Source organism: Streptomyces sp. NBC_00510 (assembly GCA_036013505.1).
Lineage (GTDB): Bacteria > Actinomycetota > Actinomycetes > Streptomycetales > Streptomycetaceae > Actinacidiphila.
Map to the genome: position 1 here is coordinate 7,028,408 of CP107851.1, position 15,310 is coordinate 7,043,717.

General features: G+C 70.5%; 14 protein-coding genes and 1 tRNA gene. 7 read left to right on the forward strand and 8 right to left on the reverse strand.

The window, feature by feature from the left end; genetic code table 11:
* Nucleotides 1-3 precede the first annotated feature (3 nt).
* On the forward strand, nt 4-489 hold the full coding sequence (locus tag OG937_31700) for a hotdog fold thioesterase (protein WUD75936.1): 486 nt from the start codon (nt 4-6) through the stop codon (nt 487-489).
* A 94-nt stretch (nt 490-583) separates the two neighbouring features.
* On the opposite strand, the gene OG937_31705 is transcribed toward OG937_31700, so the two are convergent.
* From OG937_31705 to OG937_31725, 5 genes are all read right to left on the reverse strand, one after another.
* Nucleotides 584-1,351, reverse strand: coding sequence for an ABC transporter ATP-binding protein (locus OG937_31705; GenBank protein WUD75937.1), 768 nt, complete (start codon nt 1,349-1,351; stop codon nt 584-586).
* A complete protein-coding gene (locus OG937_31710; protein WUD75938.1) occupies nt 1,348-2,280 on the reverse strand; it encodes an ABC transporter ATP-binding protein in 933 nt (310 codons plus the stop codon). Before OG937_31710 ends, OG937_31705 begins: the two co-directional genes overlap by 4 nt.
* Nucleotides 2,277-3,644, reverse strand: coding sequence for a branched-chain amino acid ABC transporter permease (locus tag OG937_31715; protein WUD75939.1), 1,368 nt, complete (start codon nt 3,642-3,644; stop codon nt 2,277-2,279). Before OG937_31715 ends, OG937_31710 begins: the two co-directional genes overlap by 4 nt.
* Nucleotides 3,641-4,570 (reverse strand): branched-chain amino acid ABC transporter permease, encoded by a 930-nt coding sequence (locus tag OG937_31720; protein ID WUD75940.1) that lies wholly within the window; start codon nt 4,568-4,570, stop codon nt 3,641-3,643. Before OG937_31720 ends, OG937_31715 begins: the two co-directional genes overlap by 4 nt.
* Before the next feature lie 133 nt (nt 4,571-4,703).
* Complete coding sequence (locus OG937_31725; GenBank protein ID WUD75941.1) at nt 4,704-5,876, reverse strand: branched-chain amino acid ABC transporter substrate-binding protein; 1,173 nt, start codon at nt 5,874-5,876, stop codon at nt 4,704-4,706.
* Nucleotides 5,877-6,123: 247 nt separating this feature from the next.
* Between OG937_31725 and OG937_31730 the strand changes: the two genes are divergently transcribed.
* Nucleotides 6,124-6,681, forward strand: a complete 558-nt coding sequence (locus OG937_31730; GenBank protein ID WUD75942.1) for a DUF4352 domain-containing protein — start codon at nt 6,124-6,126, stop codon at nt 6,679-6,681.
* An 18-nt stretch (nt 6,682-6,699) separates the two neighbouring features.
* On the opposite strand, the gene OG937_31735 is transcribed toward OG937_31730, so the two are convergent.
* Nucleotides 6,700-7,326: a response regulator gene (locus OG937_31735; GenBank protein WUD75943.1), complete on the reverse strand. Its 627-nt coding sequence runs from the start codon at nt 7,324-7,326 to the stop codon at nt 6,700-6,702.
* Nucleotides 7,327-7,425: 99 nt separating this feature from the next.
* Between OG937_31735 and OG937_31740 the strand changes: the two genes are divergently transcribed.
* Nucleotides 7,426-7,498 (forward strand) — tRNA-Leu (locus tag OG937_31740).
* Between the two features lie 111 nt (nt 7,499-7,609).
* Nucleotides 7,610-8,347, forward strand: a complete 738-nt coding sequence (locus tag OG937_31745; GenBank protein WUD75944.1) for a hypothetical protein — start codon at nt 7,610-7,612, stop codon at nt 8,345-8,347.
* Here the strand turns inward: OG937_31745 and hrpB are convergent.
* Together hrpB and OG937_31755 are read right to left on the reverse strand one after the other, a co-directional pair.
* Nucleotides 8,316-10,979: an ATP-dependent helicase HrpB gene (hrpB, locus tag OG937_31750; GenBank protein WUD75945.1), complete on the reverse strand. Its 2,664-nt coding sequence runs from the start codon at nt 10,977-10,979 to the stop codon at nt 8,316-8,318. The two genes, OG937_31745 and hrpB, sit on opposite strands and share 32 nt — an antisense overlap.
* Nucleotides 10,883-11,743 (reverse strand): methyltransferase domain-containing protein, encoded by an 861-nt coding sequence (locus OG937_31755; GenBank protein WUD75946.1) that lies wholly within the window; start codon nt 11,741-11,743, stop codon nt 10,883-10,885. Before OG937_31755 ends, hrpB begins: the two co-directional genes overlap by 97 nt.
* 303 nt (nt 11,744-12,046) lie before the next feature.
* Between OG937_31755 and rpsA the strand changes: the two genes are divergently transcribed.
* The 3 genes from rpsA (at nt 12,047) to coaE (ending at nt 15,270) form a co-directional block, all read left to right on the forward strand.
* Nucleotides 12,047-13,543: a 30S ribosomal protein S1 gene (gene rpsA, locus OG937_31760; protein ID WUD75947.1), complete on the forward strand. Its 1,497-nt coding sequence runs from the start codon at nt 12,047-12,049 to the stop codon at nt 13,541-13,543.
* 147 nt (nt 13,544-13,690) lie between these two features.
* On the forward strand, nt 13,691-14,626 hold the full coding sequence (locus OG937_31765) for a PAC2 family protein (GenBank protein WUD75948.1): 936 nt from the start codon (nt 13,691-13,693) through the stop codon (nt 14,624-14,626).
* 41 nt (nt 14,627-14,667) lie between these two features.
* Nucleotides 14,668-15,270: a dephospho-CoA kinase gene (gene coaE / locus OG937_31770; GenBank protein WUD75949.1), complete on the forward strand. Its 603-nt coding sequence runs from the start codon at nt 14,668-14,670 to the stop codon at nt 15,268-15,270.
* Nucleotides 15,271-15,310: the final 40 nt, after the last annotated feature.

Sequence of the window (15,310 nt, forward strand, 5' to 3'; positions counted from 1 at the left end):
TCCATGGGCGAGCAGACCACGACCAGCCTTTTCTCCCCGGAGGTCATCGAGCAGTACGCCGGACTCGGCGTCGACCTGGTGGCGCTGTTCTCCGCCGGCGACCTCGGCTCCCGCATGGGCATCGAGATCGTCGAGGCGTCCGCGGAGCGCGTCGTGGGCACCATGCCCGTCGAGGGGAACACCCAGCCCTACGGGCTCCTCCACGGCGGCGCCTCCGCGGTCCTGGCGGAGACCATCGGCTCCATCGGCGCCATGCTGCACGGCGGCCCCGGCAAGCTCGCCGTCGGCGTCGACCTCAACTGCACCCACCACCGCGGCCTGCGCTCCGGCCGGGTGACCGGGGTCGCCACCCCCGTCCACCGCGGCCGCTCCTCCGCGACCTACGAGGTCGTCATCAGCGACGAGCAGGACCGCCGGGTCTGCTCCGCCCGCCTCACCTGCGCGCTGCGCCCGGCCACCCCGGCCACGCCGGGCACCGTCACCGCCTGACGGCCGCCCGCACGGGACGCACGAGGAGGGCGGCCCCCGGAATCCTCCGGGAGCCGCCCTCCTCGCCGTATGGCACGCCGTACGACGCCGGACGCTACGCCGCGCCCTCACCGAGGTACGCCGCACGCACGCGCGGGTCGGACAGCAGGGCAGAGGCGTCGTCCTCCATGACGATCGCGCCCGTCTCCAGCACGTAGCCGCGGTCGGCCAGCTGCAGCGCCTGCGAGGCGTTCTGCTCCACCAGCAGCACCGTGGTGCCCTGGTCGTTGATCTCCTTGATGATCTCGAAGATCTGCTGGACGATCAGCGGCGCCAGGCCCATCGACGGCTCGTCGAGCAGCAGCAGGTTCGGGCGGCCCATCAGGGCCCGGCCGATGGCCAGCATCTGCTGCTCACCGCCGGACAGGGTGCCCGCCAGCTGCGTACGCCGCTCCGCCAGGCGCGGGAAGAGCGTCAGCACACGGTCCAGGTCGTCCTTGGAGACGCCCTTGAACCGGTACGCGCCCATCTCCAGGTTCTCCAGCACCGTCATCACCGGGAAGACGCGGCGGCCCTCCGGCGACTGGCCGATGCCGAGCTCCACGACCTTGTGCGAGGGAACGCCGTCGATCCGCTCACCGCCGAGGCGCACCTCGCCGTGGCGGGGCTGCAGCAGACCGGAGATCGTGCGCAGGGTGGTCGTCTTGCCGGCGCCGTTCGCGCCGAGCAGCGCCACGACCTCACCCTGCCGGACCGTCACGTTGATGCCCTTGAGCGCCTGGATCGCACCGTAGAACACCTGCAGGTCGACCAGCTCCAGCATCGCCGGGGCCTGGGCGACGGAACCGTCCGTCGCCTTCTCGAAGTTGGCGGCCTCGGTCATCGGCCCTCCTCCTCGGACTCACGCGGTGCGGGGACTTCCGGTGCGTCGGCCGTGTGGTGCGACTCGACGATCTCCACCATCTCCGCGACGGCCTCCACGGCCTCCTCGTCGGCAGAACCCAGGTACGCCTCGATCACCGCGGGATCGCGCTGCACCTCCTCGGGCAGACCCTCGGCGATCACCTTGCCGAAGTTCAGCACCATGACGCGGTCCGCGACCGACATCACGAGCTTCATGTCGTGCTCGATCAGCAGCACGCTGACGCCCAGGTCCTGGTTGATCCGGCGGATCAGCTGCTCCAGCTCCAGCTTCTCCGTCGGGTTCGTACCGGCCGCCGGCTCGTCCAGCAGCAGCACCTTCGGGTCGGTCGCCAGCGCCCGCGCGATCTCCAGACGCCGCTGGTCACCGTAGGAGAGGCTGGCGGCCAGCTCGTTGTGCTTGCCCGACAGGCCCACGTACGACAGCAGCTCCTGCGCCCGCTCGTCGCTGGCCTTCTCGTCCCGGCGCGCCCACGGCAGGCCCAGCATGATCGAGATCGCTCCCGACTTCTGCCGCGACTCCGCCGCGATCTTGACGTTCTCCAGCGCCGTCAGGGCACTGAAGAGCCGGATGTTCTGGTAGGTCCGGGCGACACCGTAACGGTTCACCAGGTACGGCTTGGCGCCGAGCAGCTTGTGCTCGGAACCGCCCTCCGCGTGGAAGGTGATCGTGCCCTCCTGCGGGACGTACACGCCCGTCAGGGAGTTGAACAGCGAGGTCTTGCCCGCGCCGTTCGGGCCGATCACCGCGAGGATCTCGCCCCGCCGCATCGTCAGGTTGACGTCCGACAGGCTGGTGAGACCGCCGAACCGCAGCGTCACGCCACGGGCCTGCAGCACCGCATCGCCGGTCTGCGCGGGCTGCACGCCCGCTTCCTCCACCGCGTTCACGACTTCACGCCTCCCGTCGGCTCGGTCATCGCATCGGCGTCACCGATGCCCGCCTCCGCCATGTGCAGCTCACGCTGCCTGCGGCGGGAGGGGATCACACCCTGCGGACGGAAGATCATCATGATGACGAGCAGCGCACCCAGGTAGATGAAGCGGTCCTGCTCCGGCACCAGGTCACGCAGCGCGTTCGGCAGCCACACCAGCAGCGCGGCACCGAACAGCACGCCCGCGATGGAGCCCATGCCGCCGAACACCACGTACGCCAGCGCGAGCACCGACAGCACGATGGTGAAGTTCTCCGGGTTGATGAAGCCGACCTTGCTGGAGTAGACGACGCCCGCCAGACCCGAGGTCGACGCGCCGATCGCGAACGCCAGCAGCTTGTACCGGACGGTGTTGATGCCCGTCGCGGAGGCGGCCACCTCGTCCTCCCGGATCGCCGTCCAGGTGCGGCCGATCCGCGAGTGCTCCAGGCGGTTGTACAGGAAGATCAGCACCACCAGGAAGAACAGCAGCAGGTACCAGTACGGGAGCGGGTCCAGCGTCCAGTCGTAGTTGATCGGACCGATGTGGATCGACGGGTGCGGGATGCCGATGACACCGCGCGAACCGTTCGTGAAACCGTCCGAGTTCTTCGCGACCAGGTACACGATCTCGTGGAAGCCCAGCGTCACGATCGCGAGGTAGTCACCGCGCAGCCGCAGCGTCGGGGCGCCCAGCAGCACACCGGCGATCAGACAGGTGACGATGGCGAACGGGATCGACTCCAGCGCGCCCACCGTGAACGGCGGCTTCACCGGCATGTGGCCGGTCCAGAAGGCGCAGGAGTACGCGCCGATCGCGTAGAAGGCGATGAAGCCCAGGTCCAGCAGACCGGCCCAGCCGACCACCACGTTCAGACCGACCGCGATGATCATGAAGATCCCCATCTGCGTGACGAGGACCTCCTGCCAGAACAGGCTGGTGTTGGCCGGGATGACGATCGCCAGCACCAGGACGACCACCAGTCCGCCCAGCCGCAGCCAGCCGTTGGACCGGAACATCGCCCGCGTCGGCTCCAGCGACTTGCCGACACCCTGCGCACCCTGCCGGGCCGCGTCGCGCACCGGAGCGCCGAACTCCACCAGCGCCCACACGCCCACCATGATGGCCAGGCAGATCCACAGCCGCGCCGACTGGAAGGCGCCGGTGAACGCCGACAGCCTCTCCGCCGGGTTGCCGTCCTCGCCCGTCATCAGCGCCAGGATGAAGCCCAGCACCAGCATGCCGAGCAGCCGCGTCCAGCGGGGCTGCTGGTACCAGGCCTTGCGGCGCAGTTTCGCCACGTCCACCGAGAAGGACTTGGCAGCGGTCGCGTTGCTCATGCCGACCTCCCCAGACGCTCGCCCATGATGCCCGTCGGACGGAACATCAGCACCAGGATCAGGATCACGAACGCGGTCACGTCGATCCACTGGGTGCCGAAGAGCGGGGAGCTCAGGTTCTCGACGATGCCCAGCAGCAGACCGCCCAGCATCGCACCACGGATGTTGCCGATACCGCCCAGCACCGCCGCCGCGAAGGCCTTGATGCCCGGCAGGAAGCCCACCGTGAACCAGACCTGGCCGGAGATGCCGAAGCCGTACAGGAAGCCGGCCGCGCCACCCAGCAGACCGCCGATGATGAACGTACGAGAGATGATCTTGTCGATGTCGACACCCATCAGACCCGCCGTCTCGGCGTCCTGCGCCACGGCCCGGATGCCCGCACCCATCTTCGTGCGGTTGACCACCATGTCCAGACCGATCATCATCGCGACCGCGGAACCGATGATGATCAGCTGCGTGATCTTCACCGGGGTGCCGAAGACGCTGAAGACCTCACCGTTGGTGTACAGCTCCGGCATCGGCACGGGGTTGCGGCCCCACAGCTTGCCCGCCAGGTTGTACAGGAAGAACGACGCGCCGATGGCGCTGATCAGGAAGACCAGCTTGGGGGCGTTGCGCTTGCGCAGCGGCTTGTACGCCGCCTTCTCCAGCCCGAACGCGGTCAGCGCTCCGACCAGGGCGCCGGCGATCATGCCGACGATCACCCACACGACGGAGTTGAACCCGTGCGGGGACTGCGGGGCGAGCTCGGAGAGCACGACGAGCGAACCGAAGCCGCCCATCATGAAGACCTCGCTGTGCGCGAAGTTGATGAGCTGGAGCACGCCGTAGACCAGGGTGTACCCGATCGCTATGACGGCGTACATGGAACCCGTCGTCAAGCCTGGGATGAAGTAGTCCCAGAAGTTGTGGAAGAGATTCATCGTGCGTGGGAATCCTTGCTGAAGCCGGTGAAGGGCGGCGAAAACGCGTCCGACACAGCGATGGGGAGCGCGGGGCGGCGGCCGGAATCCGTGCCGCGCCCCACGCCCCCCACCTCAGGTGTCAGTTGCCGGGTCAGCTGGCGCTGAGGGTGGCCACGTCACCCAGGTAGCCGATCTTGCCGTCGGCGACCTGGTACAGGTACACGTTCTTGGTCTTCAGCTCACCCTTGTCGTCGAAGGCGAACTCCTTGGTCAGGCCCTTGTAGTTGACGCCCTTCAGAGCCGCCAGCAGCTTGTCGCGCGTGACGTCCTTACCGAGCTTCTTCATCTCGGAGATGATCAGGTTCGCGATGTCGTACGACTCGGCCGAGTAGGTGCCCGGAGGCGTGTTGAACTTCGCGGTGTACGCCTCGGTGAACGCCTTGGTGCTCTCGTTCTTCGTGGCGTCGGTGCACGGGCAGGTCAGGAACCACTTCTCGGACGCGGCGCCGGCCAGCTCGACGAACTTCGCGTCGTTGGAGCCGTCACCCGAGACGCCGATGCCCTTGAAGCCGCCGTCGGCCAGCTTCTTGGCGAACGGAGCCAGGTCCGCGTAGTAACCCGCGTAGATGAGCGCGTCGGCCTTGGAGTTGACGACCTTCGTCGCGGCGGCGGTGTAGTCCGGGGTCTTCGCCGGGACGGAGTCCGTCTCCACCGTGACGCCCGCGGCCTTCAGGCTGTCGATCGCGACCTTCGCCAGACCGACGCCGTACTCGCTCTTGTCGTCGATGACGAAGACCTTCTTGGCCTTCTCGTGCTTCGAGAGGTACTCGGCCATGCCGGCACCCTGCTCGTTGTCGTTCGGCGCACCGCGCAGGAACGAGGAGAAGCCCTGGTTCGTCAGGTCCGGGTTGGTCGCCGACGGCGTCACCGCGGCGAGCTGCGCCTGGGCGTACAGACCGCCCGCGGCCTTCGTCGGGCCGGAGAACGCGGGGCCGACGACGGCGACGACGCTGGTGTCACCGATCAGCTTCTGGGCCGCAGCGGGCGACTGGTCCGGCAGGCCCTGGTCGTCGCCGTCCACGACCTTCAGCGTGAAGGGCAGGTCGCCCTTCTTGTTGGCCTCTTCCACGGCCAGCTTCAGACCGTTGTCCTCGTTGATGCCCAGCGCGCTGTTGTCACCCGACAGCGGACCCTGGAAGCCGATGGAGAACGTCGGCTTGCCGCCGCCACTGCTGCTGTCGTCCTTGTCGCCACCGCATGCGGTGAGCGCGAGAGCGCCAACTGCCACCGGGATGGCAAGCTTGACGAGCTTCTTGTTGAGCACTACGACCCCCTGGAGCCGCTCAATGAGATTACGAGTCGGCGGGCCGTAGGCCCTCCGGATTGCGACCGCGTGAACTCCACGCGGGTTGGCGGGAATGTAATCCGCTGATCAGGCACTCAGATAGGCCGTCGGAAGATATGTGATCGGACGGTGACCTCGGTCATGTGCCGGAAACAGAACGGTCCTTACCGGTAACCGGACGACCCGTGGGGGAGAGATGGAAGCAAAGGTCCGATTTGGTGGCCTTGTGCGGCGGTTGGCCCGCCGGCCCGCCCTGACGGCCCTGGCCGCAGCGCTCGCCGGAGCCACGGTAGCGGCCCTCGCCGCCGCCGCGATATGGCCCACCCCTTCCCCACCCCGGACCGGCCAACCCCTCCGTCAGCTCGAAATCCCCCTCGACGCACCGGCCGTCCACGCGGGGAACCTCGAATTCCGCGCCCTCGCCCTGCGTTGCGGCATCGCCGTCATCATCGGCACCCACGCCGAACACCCCGCCAAAGGCCGCCTGTGCCGCATCCGCGTCACCGTCACCGTCGACGACTCCGTCAGCGCGCGCCTCGACAACGACCTCCACCGGCTCGTCCTCACCGACGGCAGCCGGCACACCATGGACTGGGAGGCCATGCAGATCAAGCGCCAGCCCCTCACGATCGACATCGGCGCCCACGACAGCGCCACGTACGACCTGTGGTTCGACATCCCCCGCGACACCGCCGTCGACCACCTCGCCGTCACCAACGACAAAGGGATGCCCACGGCGGACATCCCCCTGCCACAGCGCGACTGGCCCGACCGCGCGGCCTGACCCGGTTCGCGGCCGACGCTACTTGGCGGCGCCGTCCACCTCGTCCAGCACGGCCTGCGCCACCGCCTGCATCGTCATGCGACGGTCCATCGACGTCTTCTGGATCCACCGGAACGCGGCCGGCTCCGTCAGCCCGTACTTCGTCTGCAGGACGCTCTTCGCCCGGTCCACCAGCTTCCGCGTCTCCAGCCGCAGGCTCAGGTCCGCGACCTCCGCCTCCAGCGCCCGCAGCTCCGTGAACCGCGACACGGCCATCTCGATCGCCGGGACGACGTCGCTCTTGCTGAAGGGCTTGACCAGGTACGCCATGGCGCCCGCGTCCCGGGCCCGCTCCACCAGCTCGCGCTGCGAGAAGGCGGTCAGCATCAGCACCGGCGCGATCTTCTCCTTGGCGATCCGCTCCGCGGCCGAGATCCCGTCCAGCACGGGCATCTTCACGTCCAGGATCACCAGGTCCGGCCGCAGCTCCTCGGCGAGCTTCACGGCCGTCTCGCCGTCACCCGCCTCACCGACGACGGAGTAGCCCTCCTCCTCGAGCATCTCTTTCAGGTCGAGCCTGATCAGAGCCTCGTCCTCGGCGATCACCACACGGGTGGTCAGCGGCGGTACGTGCGACTGCTCGTCAACGGGCTCGGCGGCGCTCACGGGACTCCTCGTTCCAGGGCAGGTGCTGCCCCAAGAGCCTACCTATCTCCGGTATGTTTAGGACACGGAGGGTATACGCTAGCCTTCACTTCAAAGGAAGCCCCGGTAGCCCAGCGGTAGAGGCAATGGTCTCAAACACCATATAGCGTGGGTTCGAATCCCACCCGGGGTACTCCACCTTCAAATTCAAGGCGTTTATCACTCAGGGTGATCTTCACTGAGTCGAGTGAGCGGCACGGGATTTCCGGTCACGCGTGGCGGGAATCACGCCAAAGTAGTTCACATGTACGACCTGGAAACCCGTCGTCGGGCCCTCGCGCTCCTCACCGAAGGCCGGAGCCTCAACTCCGTGAGCCGGATGACCGGCGTGTCCCGTTCCGCCATCCGCGACTGGCGCACCCGCATCGAACCCAGGCGAAGCGGCACCGGCTGCACCGGCCGGGCATCCGGCCCCGCCTACGCCTACCTGCTCGGTCTCTACCTCGGCGACGGCTGCATCAGCCCCCAGCCGCACGGCGGCCACGCCCTGCGCATCGCCTGCGGCGACGCCTGGCCCGGACTGATCGACGCGTGCGAGCAGGCCATGAGGGCCGTCCGGCCCGGGAACTCCGTGTGCCGCGTCCACACCCAGGGCTGCACCATGGTCACGTCCTACAGCGACCACTGGCCCTGCCTCTTCCCCCAGCACGGACCCGGCAGGAAGCACGAGCGCCGCATCGCGCTGGAGCCCTGGCAGCAGGCCGTCGTCGACGAACGGCCCTGGGACTTCCTGCGCGGGCTCATCCATTCCGACGGGAGCCGCGTCGTCAACCGGACCACCCGGACCGTGGCTGGCGGTACCAGGAGCTACGCGTACCCGCGCTACTTCTTCACCAACAGGTCCGACGACATCCGGCGCCTGTGCACCGACACGCTCGACGCCCTCGGCGTCGCCTGGAGGCAGGCCAACGCCTGCAACATCTCCGTCGCCCGCCGGGAGGCCGTCACGCTCATGGACCGGTTCGTCGGCCCGAAGCATTGAGGCGGGCGTTGGTGTGCCGGGTGGCGACCGCCGTGGTGGGGTCCTCGGGCCAGGGGTGCTTGGGGTAGCGGCCGCGGAGTTCCGCGCGCACCGCGCGGTAGCCGTCGCGCCAGAAGGAGGCGAGGTCGGCGGTGACGGCGGCGGGGCGTCCCGCGGGGGAGAGCAGGTGGACGAGGAGGGGGACGCGGCCGCCGGCGATGCGGGGGGTGGCGGTCCAGCCGAAGAGTTCCTGGAGTTTGGCGGCGAGGACGGGGCGGTCCTCGTCGTAGGAGACGCGGACCTTGGAGCCGGAGGGGATCTCCAGGCGTTCCGGGGCGAGTTCGTCGAGGCGGGCGGCGTCGCCGGTGGCCCAGGGCAGGAGGCGGCCCAGGGCGGTGGCGGCGTCGACGCGGGCGAGGTCGGCGCGGCGGCGGGCGGTGGCGAGTTCGGGGGCGAGCCAGTCGTCCGCGTGGGAGAGCAGGGCCTCGTCGGAGACGTCGGGCCAGGGGGCGCCGATCTCGCGGTGGAGGAAGGCCAGGCGCCGGCGCAGGGTGTCGGCGTCGCGGGTCCACTTCAGCAGGCGGGGTCCTTCGCGGCGGAGGCCGTCGAGGAGCGCGGTGCGCAGCTGTGCGGGGTCGGGGTCGGTCAGGGGCCGGGTGGTGAGGGTGATCGCGCCGAGGCGGGCGGCGTGGTGGGCGGTGACGTCGCCGTCGGCCCAGGTGACCTCGTCGGTCCCGGTGAGCAGGGGCGCGGCGGCGGTGCGGGCGGTGTCCTCGTCGATGACGGCGGCGAGGCGTACGCGGGCGGCGGGGGAGCCGGCGGGGCGGTCGGCGACGGCGACGGCGAGCCACTGGGGGGTGCCGAGGCGGGTGCCGTCGGCGAGGTCGGCGGCGGTGCCGGAGGCCATCAGGTAGCCGGTCCCCGTGCCGCTGCCGCTGCCCGTGCCCGCGCGGCGGCGGGCGACGCGCTCGGGGAAGGCGAGTGCGGTGAGGAGGCCGGCGGCGGTGTCGTCGGTGAGCGCGGTGGCGGGGTGGTCGGGGGCCGCGGCGGCGAGGCGGCGGGCCTCGCGGCGCCAGCGGTCGGCGTGGGCGTCGTGGGCGCGGCGGGTGGTGCGCCAGGCGGCGGCGAGGTCGTCGCCGCGCTCGCGCGGTGGCTGTTCGGACAGGAGGGCGACGATGTCGGCGGCGCGGCGGGTGCCGGTGCGGGGGGCGCCGTCGAGGAGGGCGCGGGCGAGGCGGGGGTGGAGGCCGATGCGGGCCATGCGGTCGCCGCGGTCGGTGGTGCGGCCGTCGTGGCGGAGGGCTCCGATGGCGGTGAGGACGTCGTGGGCGGCGGCGAGGGCGCCGGGCGGGGGCGGGTCGAGGAGGGCGAGCCCGGAGGCGTCGGGGTCGCCCCACGCGGCGGCCTGGAGGGCGAAGGGGGTGAGGTCGGCGATGGCGATCTCGGGGGAGGGGAAGCGGGGCCGGGCGGTGTCCTCGGCCTCGTTCCAGCAGCGGTAGGCGGTGCCGGGGGCTTCGCGTCCGGCGCGTCCGGCGCGCTGGGCGGCGGTGGCGAGGGAGGCGCGGACGGTGGTGAGGGAGCCGAGTCCGCGGGCGTGGTCGGTGCGGGGTTCGCGGGCGAGGCCGGAGTCGACGACGACGCGTACGCCGGGGACGGTGAGGCTGGATTCGGCGACGGAGGTGGAGAGCACGACGCGGCGCCGGGTGCCGTCGCCGCCGCGGAGCACGGCGTCCTGGACGGCGGCGGGTGCCTGGCCGTGGAGTTGGAGGACGTCGGCGCCGGCGTCGCCGAGCATCCCGGCGACGCGGGCGATCTCGCCGGTGCCGGGGAGGAAGCACAGGACGTCGCCGTCGCTGGTGCGCAGCGCGGTGCGGACGGTGGCGGCGACGTGGTCGAGGAAGGCGGGGTCGACGCGCATGCCGTGCGGCGGCCGGATGCCGTGCGGCGGGGGTGCGTGGGTGACGGTGACGGGGTGGAGGCGGCCTTCGGCGTGGACGACGGGTGCGTCGCCGAGCAGCCGGGACCAGGCGTCGGCGTCGGTGGTGGCGGAGGCGGCGACGATGCGCAGGTCGGGGCGGAGGGCGGCGCGCACGTCGAGGAGGAAGGCCATGGCGGTGTCGGCGTCGAGGTGGCGTTCGTGGCACTCGTCGAGGAGGACGGTGGTGGTGCCGGGGAGTTCCTGGTCGCGCTGGAGCCGCTGGAGGAGGACGCCGGTGGTGACGACCTCGACGACGGTGCCGGGGGAGACCTTGCGGTCGCCGCGCACGGTGTGTCCGACGCGGCCGCCGGTCTCCTCGCCGAGGAGCCAGGCCATGCGGCGGGCGGCGGCCTTGGCGGCCATGCGGCGTGGTTCGGCGACGACGACGGTCCGTGCGGGGCGGCCGTCGTCGAGGAGCCCGGCGAGGGCGAGCGGGACGAGGGTGGTCTTGCCGGTGCCGGGCGGGGCGGCGAGGACGGCGCAGCCGTGGCTGTCGAGGGCGTCGTGGAGGGCGGGCAGGGCGGTGCGCACCGGGAGGGCGGCGAGGGCGTCCTCGCGCAGGCCCGCGGGGCGGGGGGTCACGGGGCGACGCAGACGAAGATCGCGGTGCCGGGGATGATCCTGCCGCGCAGCGGGGACCAGCCGCCCCATTCGGCGGTGTTCCAGGCGGGCCATTCGGGTTCGACGAGGTCGACGAGGTGGAAGCCGGCGGCGGCGAGTTCGCGGACGCGGTCGCCGAGGGTGCGGTGGTGTTCGACGTAGACGGCGTGTCCGCTCTCGTCCTGTTCGACGTAGGGGGTGCGGTCGAAGTAGGAGGCGGAGGCGGTGAGTCCGTCGGGGCCGGGTTCGTCGGGGAAGGCCCAGCGGATGGGGTGGGTGACGGAGAAGACCCAGCGGCCGCCGGGGCGCAGGACGCGCCGGACCTCGCGCATGACGTGGGCGGTGTCGGCGATGAAGGGGAGGGCGCCGTAGGCGGAGCAGGCGTGGTCGAAGGAGGCGTCGGCGAAGGGGAGGGCGCCGGCGTCGGCCTGGACGAGGGGGAACGCGGTGACGGGAGGGGCGGGGGAGCGGGCGGCGCGCTCGTCGTCGATGCGGCGGGCGTGCTGGAGCTGGCGGTGGGAGAGGTCGAGGGCGACGGGCCGGGCGCCGTGCGCGGCGAGCCAGCGGGAGCACTGGGCGGCGCCGGCGCCGATCTCCAGGACGGACGCGCCCTTCAGTCCGGCGGCGGGTCCGAGGAGGTGGAGCTCGTCCTCGGTTGCTCCTTCCGGGCCCCAGACGAAATCTCCGTCGCCGAGGAACTCTCCGTGGTCGTTCTGGTACTCGTCGGCGTTGCGGTCCCACCATCCGCGGTTGGCTCGGCTGCTCTCCGTGGCGCCTGCGACACGGCGCGTGGCCTCGGGTTCTTCGGGGACGGGCCGGGGGGCCGGTGCTTGGATCATTGCGCTGCTCGTCGTACCCTCTGTGGTGACCTGTGGCTGCGGTGCCGCCGCAACACGTCTATGTGCCAGTGCCCGGTACGGGGTGTTACGCCCGTGGTGCGCTCTTCGTGCATTGACCGTGCCCGGCTGCCCCCGTATGCTACAAGTTGCGCTGCGAGCCTGCGCGCCTCGGACGGAGCAGGCTGCGCTCACATCTGTTGTAAACCTCTCGGCCTCTGGGCTGTCCGGAATCGGCAGGAGCGAAACGGGCTTACGGCGTAGCAGTACCTACGACTTCATGTCCGTACCGGAGCCCTTTTCCTAATGACGAGCAGCACCGAGGCCCAGGCCCCTCGTACCACCCCGCAGGTGGCGGTCAACGACATCGGTTCCGAGGAAGCCTTCCTCGCCGCGATCGACGAGACGATCAAGTACTTCAACGACGGCGACATCGTCGACGGCGTCATCGTGAAGGTCGACCGGGACGAGGTCCTGCTCGACATCGGTTACAAGACCGAGGGTGTCATCCCCTCGCGCGAGCTTTCGATCAAGCACGACGTCGACCCCAACGAGGTCGTCGCCGTGGGCGACGAGATCGAGGCCCTGGTCCTCCAGAAGGAGGACAAGGAGGGCCGCCTGATCCTGTCCAAGAAGCGCGCTCAGTACGAGCGTGCCTGGGGCACGATCGAGAAGATCAAGGAAGAGGACGGGATCGTCACCGGTACCGTCATCGAGGTCGTCAAGGGTGGTCTCATCCTCGACATCGGCCTCCGTGGCTTCCTCCCCGCCTCGCTGGTCGAGATGCGCCGTGTCCGCGACCTCCAGCCGTACGTCGGCAAGGAGCTCGAGGCCAAGATCATCGAGCTGGACAAGAACCGCAACAACGTGGTCCTGTCCCGCCGTGCCTGGCTGGAGCAGACCCAGAGCGAGGTCCGTCAGACCTTCCTCACCACCCTCCAGAAGGGTCAGGTGCGCTCCGGCGTCGTCTCCTCCATCGTCAACTTCGGTGCCTTCGTGGACCTGGGTGGCGTGGACGGCCTGGTGCACGTGTCGGAGCTGTCCTGGAAGCACATCGACCACCCCTCCGAGGTCGTCGAGGTCGGCCAGGAGGTCACGGTCGAGGTCCTGGACGTCGACATGGACCGCGAGCGTGTCTCCCTGTCGCTGAAGGCGACCCAGGAAGACCCGTGGCAGCAGTTCGCCCGCACCCACCAGATCGGCCAGGTCGTGCCGGGCAAGGTCACGAAGCTGGTGCCGTTCGGTGCGTTCGTCCGCGTGGACGAGGGCATCGAGGGTCTGGTCCACATCTCCGAGCTGGCCGAGCGCCACGTGGAGATCCCGGAGCAGGTCGTCCAGGTCAACGACGAGATCTTCGTCAAGGTCATCGACATCGACCTCGAGCGCCGTCGCATCAGCCTCTCGCTGAAGCAGGCCAACGAGTCCTTCGGTGCCGACCCGGCCTCGGTCGAGTTCGACCCGACCCTGTACGGCATGGCCGCGTCCTACGACGACCAGGGCAACTACATCTACCCCGAGGGCTTCGACCCCGAGGCCAACGACTGGCTCGAGGGCTACGAGACCCAGCGCGAGGCGTGGGAGCACCAGTACGCCGAGGCGCAGTCCCGCTTCGAGCAGCACCAGGCCCAGGTCATCAAGTCCCGCGAGGCCGACGCCGAGGCTGCGGCCGCGGCCGGCGAGGCGGCTCCGGCCGGCCCGACCGGTGGCTCGTACTCCTCGGAGTCCGGCGACCAGTCCGGCGCGCTCGCGTCGGACGAGGCGCTGGCCGCGCTCCGCGAGAAGCTGGCCGGCGGCCAGAGCTGATCGCAGGGCGTATCGCCCATGCACCACGGAAGGACCCGCTCTCCCCTGGAGGGCGGGTCCTTCCGCGTTGCCGGGTCCGGGTGGGAATGCGCGGGCTGTGCGGTCCGTTGCACTCAGAGTTGACGAAGACCGAAGGAAGGGTGCGCAGTGCTGGATCCGCAGGGGCTGTACGCATACGAGCCGGGCGGGGCAGAGGCGGTCGACGAGGCGTTCGGTGAGACCGGACCCGTGCTGCTGTACCACTTCGACGGGTACATCGACGCCGGGGAGACCGGCGCGCAGGTCGTCGAGGAGCTGCTGGAGCGGCAGGAGCACCAGGTGGTGGCGCGTTTCGACGCGGACCGCCTGGTGGACTACCGCGCGCGCCGTCCGTTGATGACCTTCAAGCGGGACCGCTGGACGGCGTACGACGCGCCGGAGATCGCGTTGCGGCTGGTCCGTGACAGTACGGGCAGCCCCTTCCTGCTGCTGTCGGGCCAGGAGCCGGACATCGAGTGGGAGCGTTTCGCCGCCGCGGTGGTGCAGGTCGTGGAGCGGCTGGGGGTACGGCTGGCGATCAACTTCCACGGCATCCCCATGGGCGTGCCGCACACCCGCCCGGTGGGGCTGACGCCGCACGGCAACCGGCTGGACCTGGTGCCGGGGCACCGCAGCTGGTTCGACGAGGCGCAGGTGCCGGGCAGCGCGGAGTCGCTGGTCGAGTTCCGGCTGGCGGAGGCGGGCCGTGATGTGCTGGGCCTGGCCACCCACGTGCCCCACTACCTGGCGCGTTCGGGTTACCCGGACTCCGCGCTGACGGTGGTGGAGACGCTGACGGCCGCCACCGGACTGGTGCTTCCGCAGGTGGCGCACGCGCTGCGGATGGAGGCGCACACGGTGCGTGCCGAGATCGACCGGCAGGTCGCCGACGGCGACGCGGAGCTGGTCGCGGTGGTGCAGGGTCTGGAGAACCAGTACGACGCGCTGGCGGGCGGCGGCAGCCGGCAGAACCTGATCGCCGAGCCGGTCGAGCTGCCGTCGGCGGACGACCTGGCGGCGGAGTTCGAGCGCTTCCTGGCCGACCGCGAGGACGACGGCTCCTGACCCGGATCGTGGGTGCGCGGGGGCACCGGTAGTCTCGCGCCATGGTCAAAGTGGGGTTGACGGGCGGGATCGGGGCGGGCAAGAGCGAGGTGTCGCGGCTGCTGGCCTCGTACGGGGCGGTGCTGGTCGACGCCGACCGGATCGCGCGCGAGGTGGTGGAGCCGGGCACACCCGGGCTGGCGGCGGTGGTCGCCGAGTTCGGCGAGGGGGTGCTGGCCGCCGGCGGCGCCCTGGACCGGCCGAAGCTGGGCGCGATCGTCTTCTCCGACCCCGAGCGGCTGCGGGCGCTGAACGCCATCGTCCACCCCCTGGTCCGGGACCGTTCGGCGGCGCTGGAGCAGGCGGCCGGCCCGGACGCGGTCGTCGTGCACGACGTGCCGCTGCTGGCGGAGAACGCCCTGGCACCGCTGTACGACCTGGTCGTGGTGGTGGACGCCGCACCGGAGACCCAGCTGGACCGGCTGGTGCGGCTGCGCGGCATGGCCGAGGAGGACGCCCGGGCCCGGATGGCGGCCCAGGCCACCCGGGAACAGCGGCTGGCGGTCGCCGACGTCGTGATCGACAACGACGGGCCGCTGGAGGCGCTGGAGCCCCAGGTCCGGCAGGTGTGGGAGCAGTTGCGTCAAAAGATCGTCAAGAGCTGATCCGGAATCCTCTCCGCGGACGTCTGTGGAGCAGTAGCGT

Excerpts from the sequence above, each read along its gene's own strand:
- OG937_31700 (WUD75936.1), top strand. The coding sequence starts at position 4 with ATGGGCGAGCAGACCACGACCAGCCTTTTCTCCCCGGAGGTCATCGAG.
- OG937_31705 (WUD75937.1), bottom strand. The coding sequence starts at position 1,351 with ATGACCGAGGCCGCCAACTTCGAGAAGGCGACGGACGGTTCCGTCGCC.
- OG937_31715 (WUD75939.1), bottom strand. The coding sequence starts at position 3,644 with ATGAGCAACGCGACCGCTGCCAAGTCCTTCTCGGTGGACGTGGCGAAA.
- OG937_31720 (WUD75940.1), bottom strand. The coding sequence starts at position 4,570 with ATGAATCTCTTCCACAACTTCTGGGACTACTTCATCCCAGGCTTGACG.
- OG937_31745 (WUD75944.1), top strand. The coding sequence starts at position 7,610 with ATGTACGACCTGGAAACCCGTCGTCGGGCCCTCGCGCTCCTCACCGAA.
- hrpB (WUD75945.1), bottom strand. The coding sequence starts at position 10,979 with ATGGCCCGCCTGGAACACCGCCGAATGGGGCGGCTGGTCCCCGCTGCG.
- OG937_31755 (WUD75946.1), bottom strand. The coding sequence starts at position 11,743 with ATGATCCAAGCACCGGCCCCCCGGCCCGTCCCCGAAGAACCCGAGGCC.
- rpsA (WUD75947.1), top strand. The coding sequence starts at position 12,047 with ATGACGAGCAGCACCGAGGCCCAGGCCCCTCGTACCACCCCGCAGGTG.
- coaE (WUD75949.1), top strand. The coding sequence starts at position 14,668 with ATGGTCAAAGTGGGGTTGACGGGCGGGATCGGGGCGGGCAAGAGCGAG.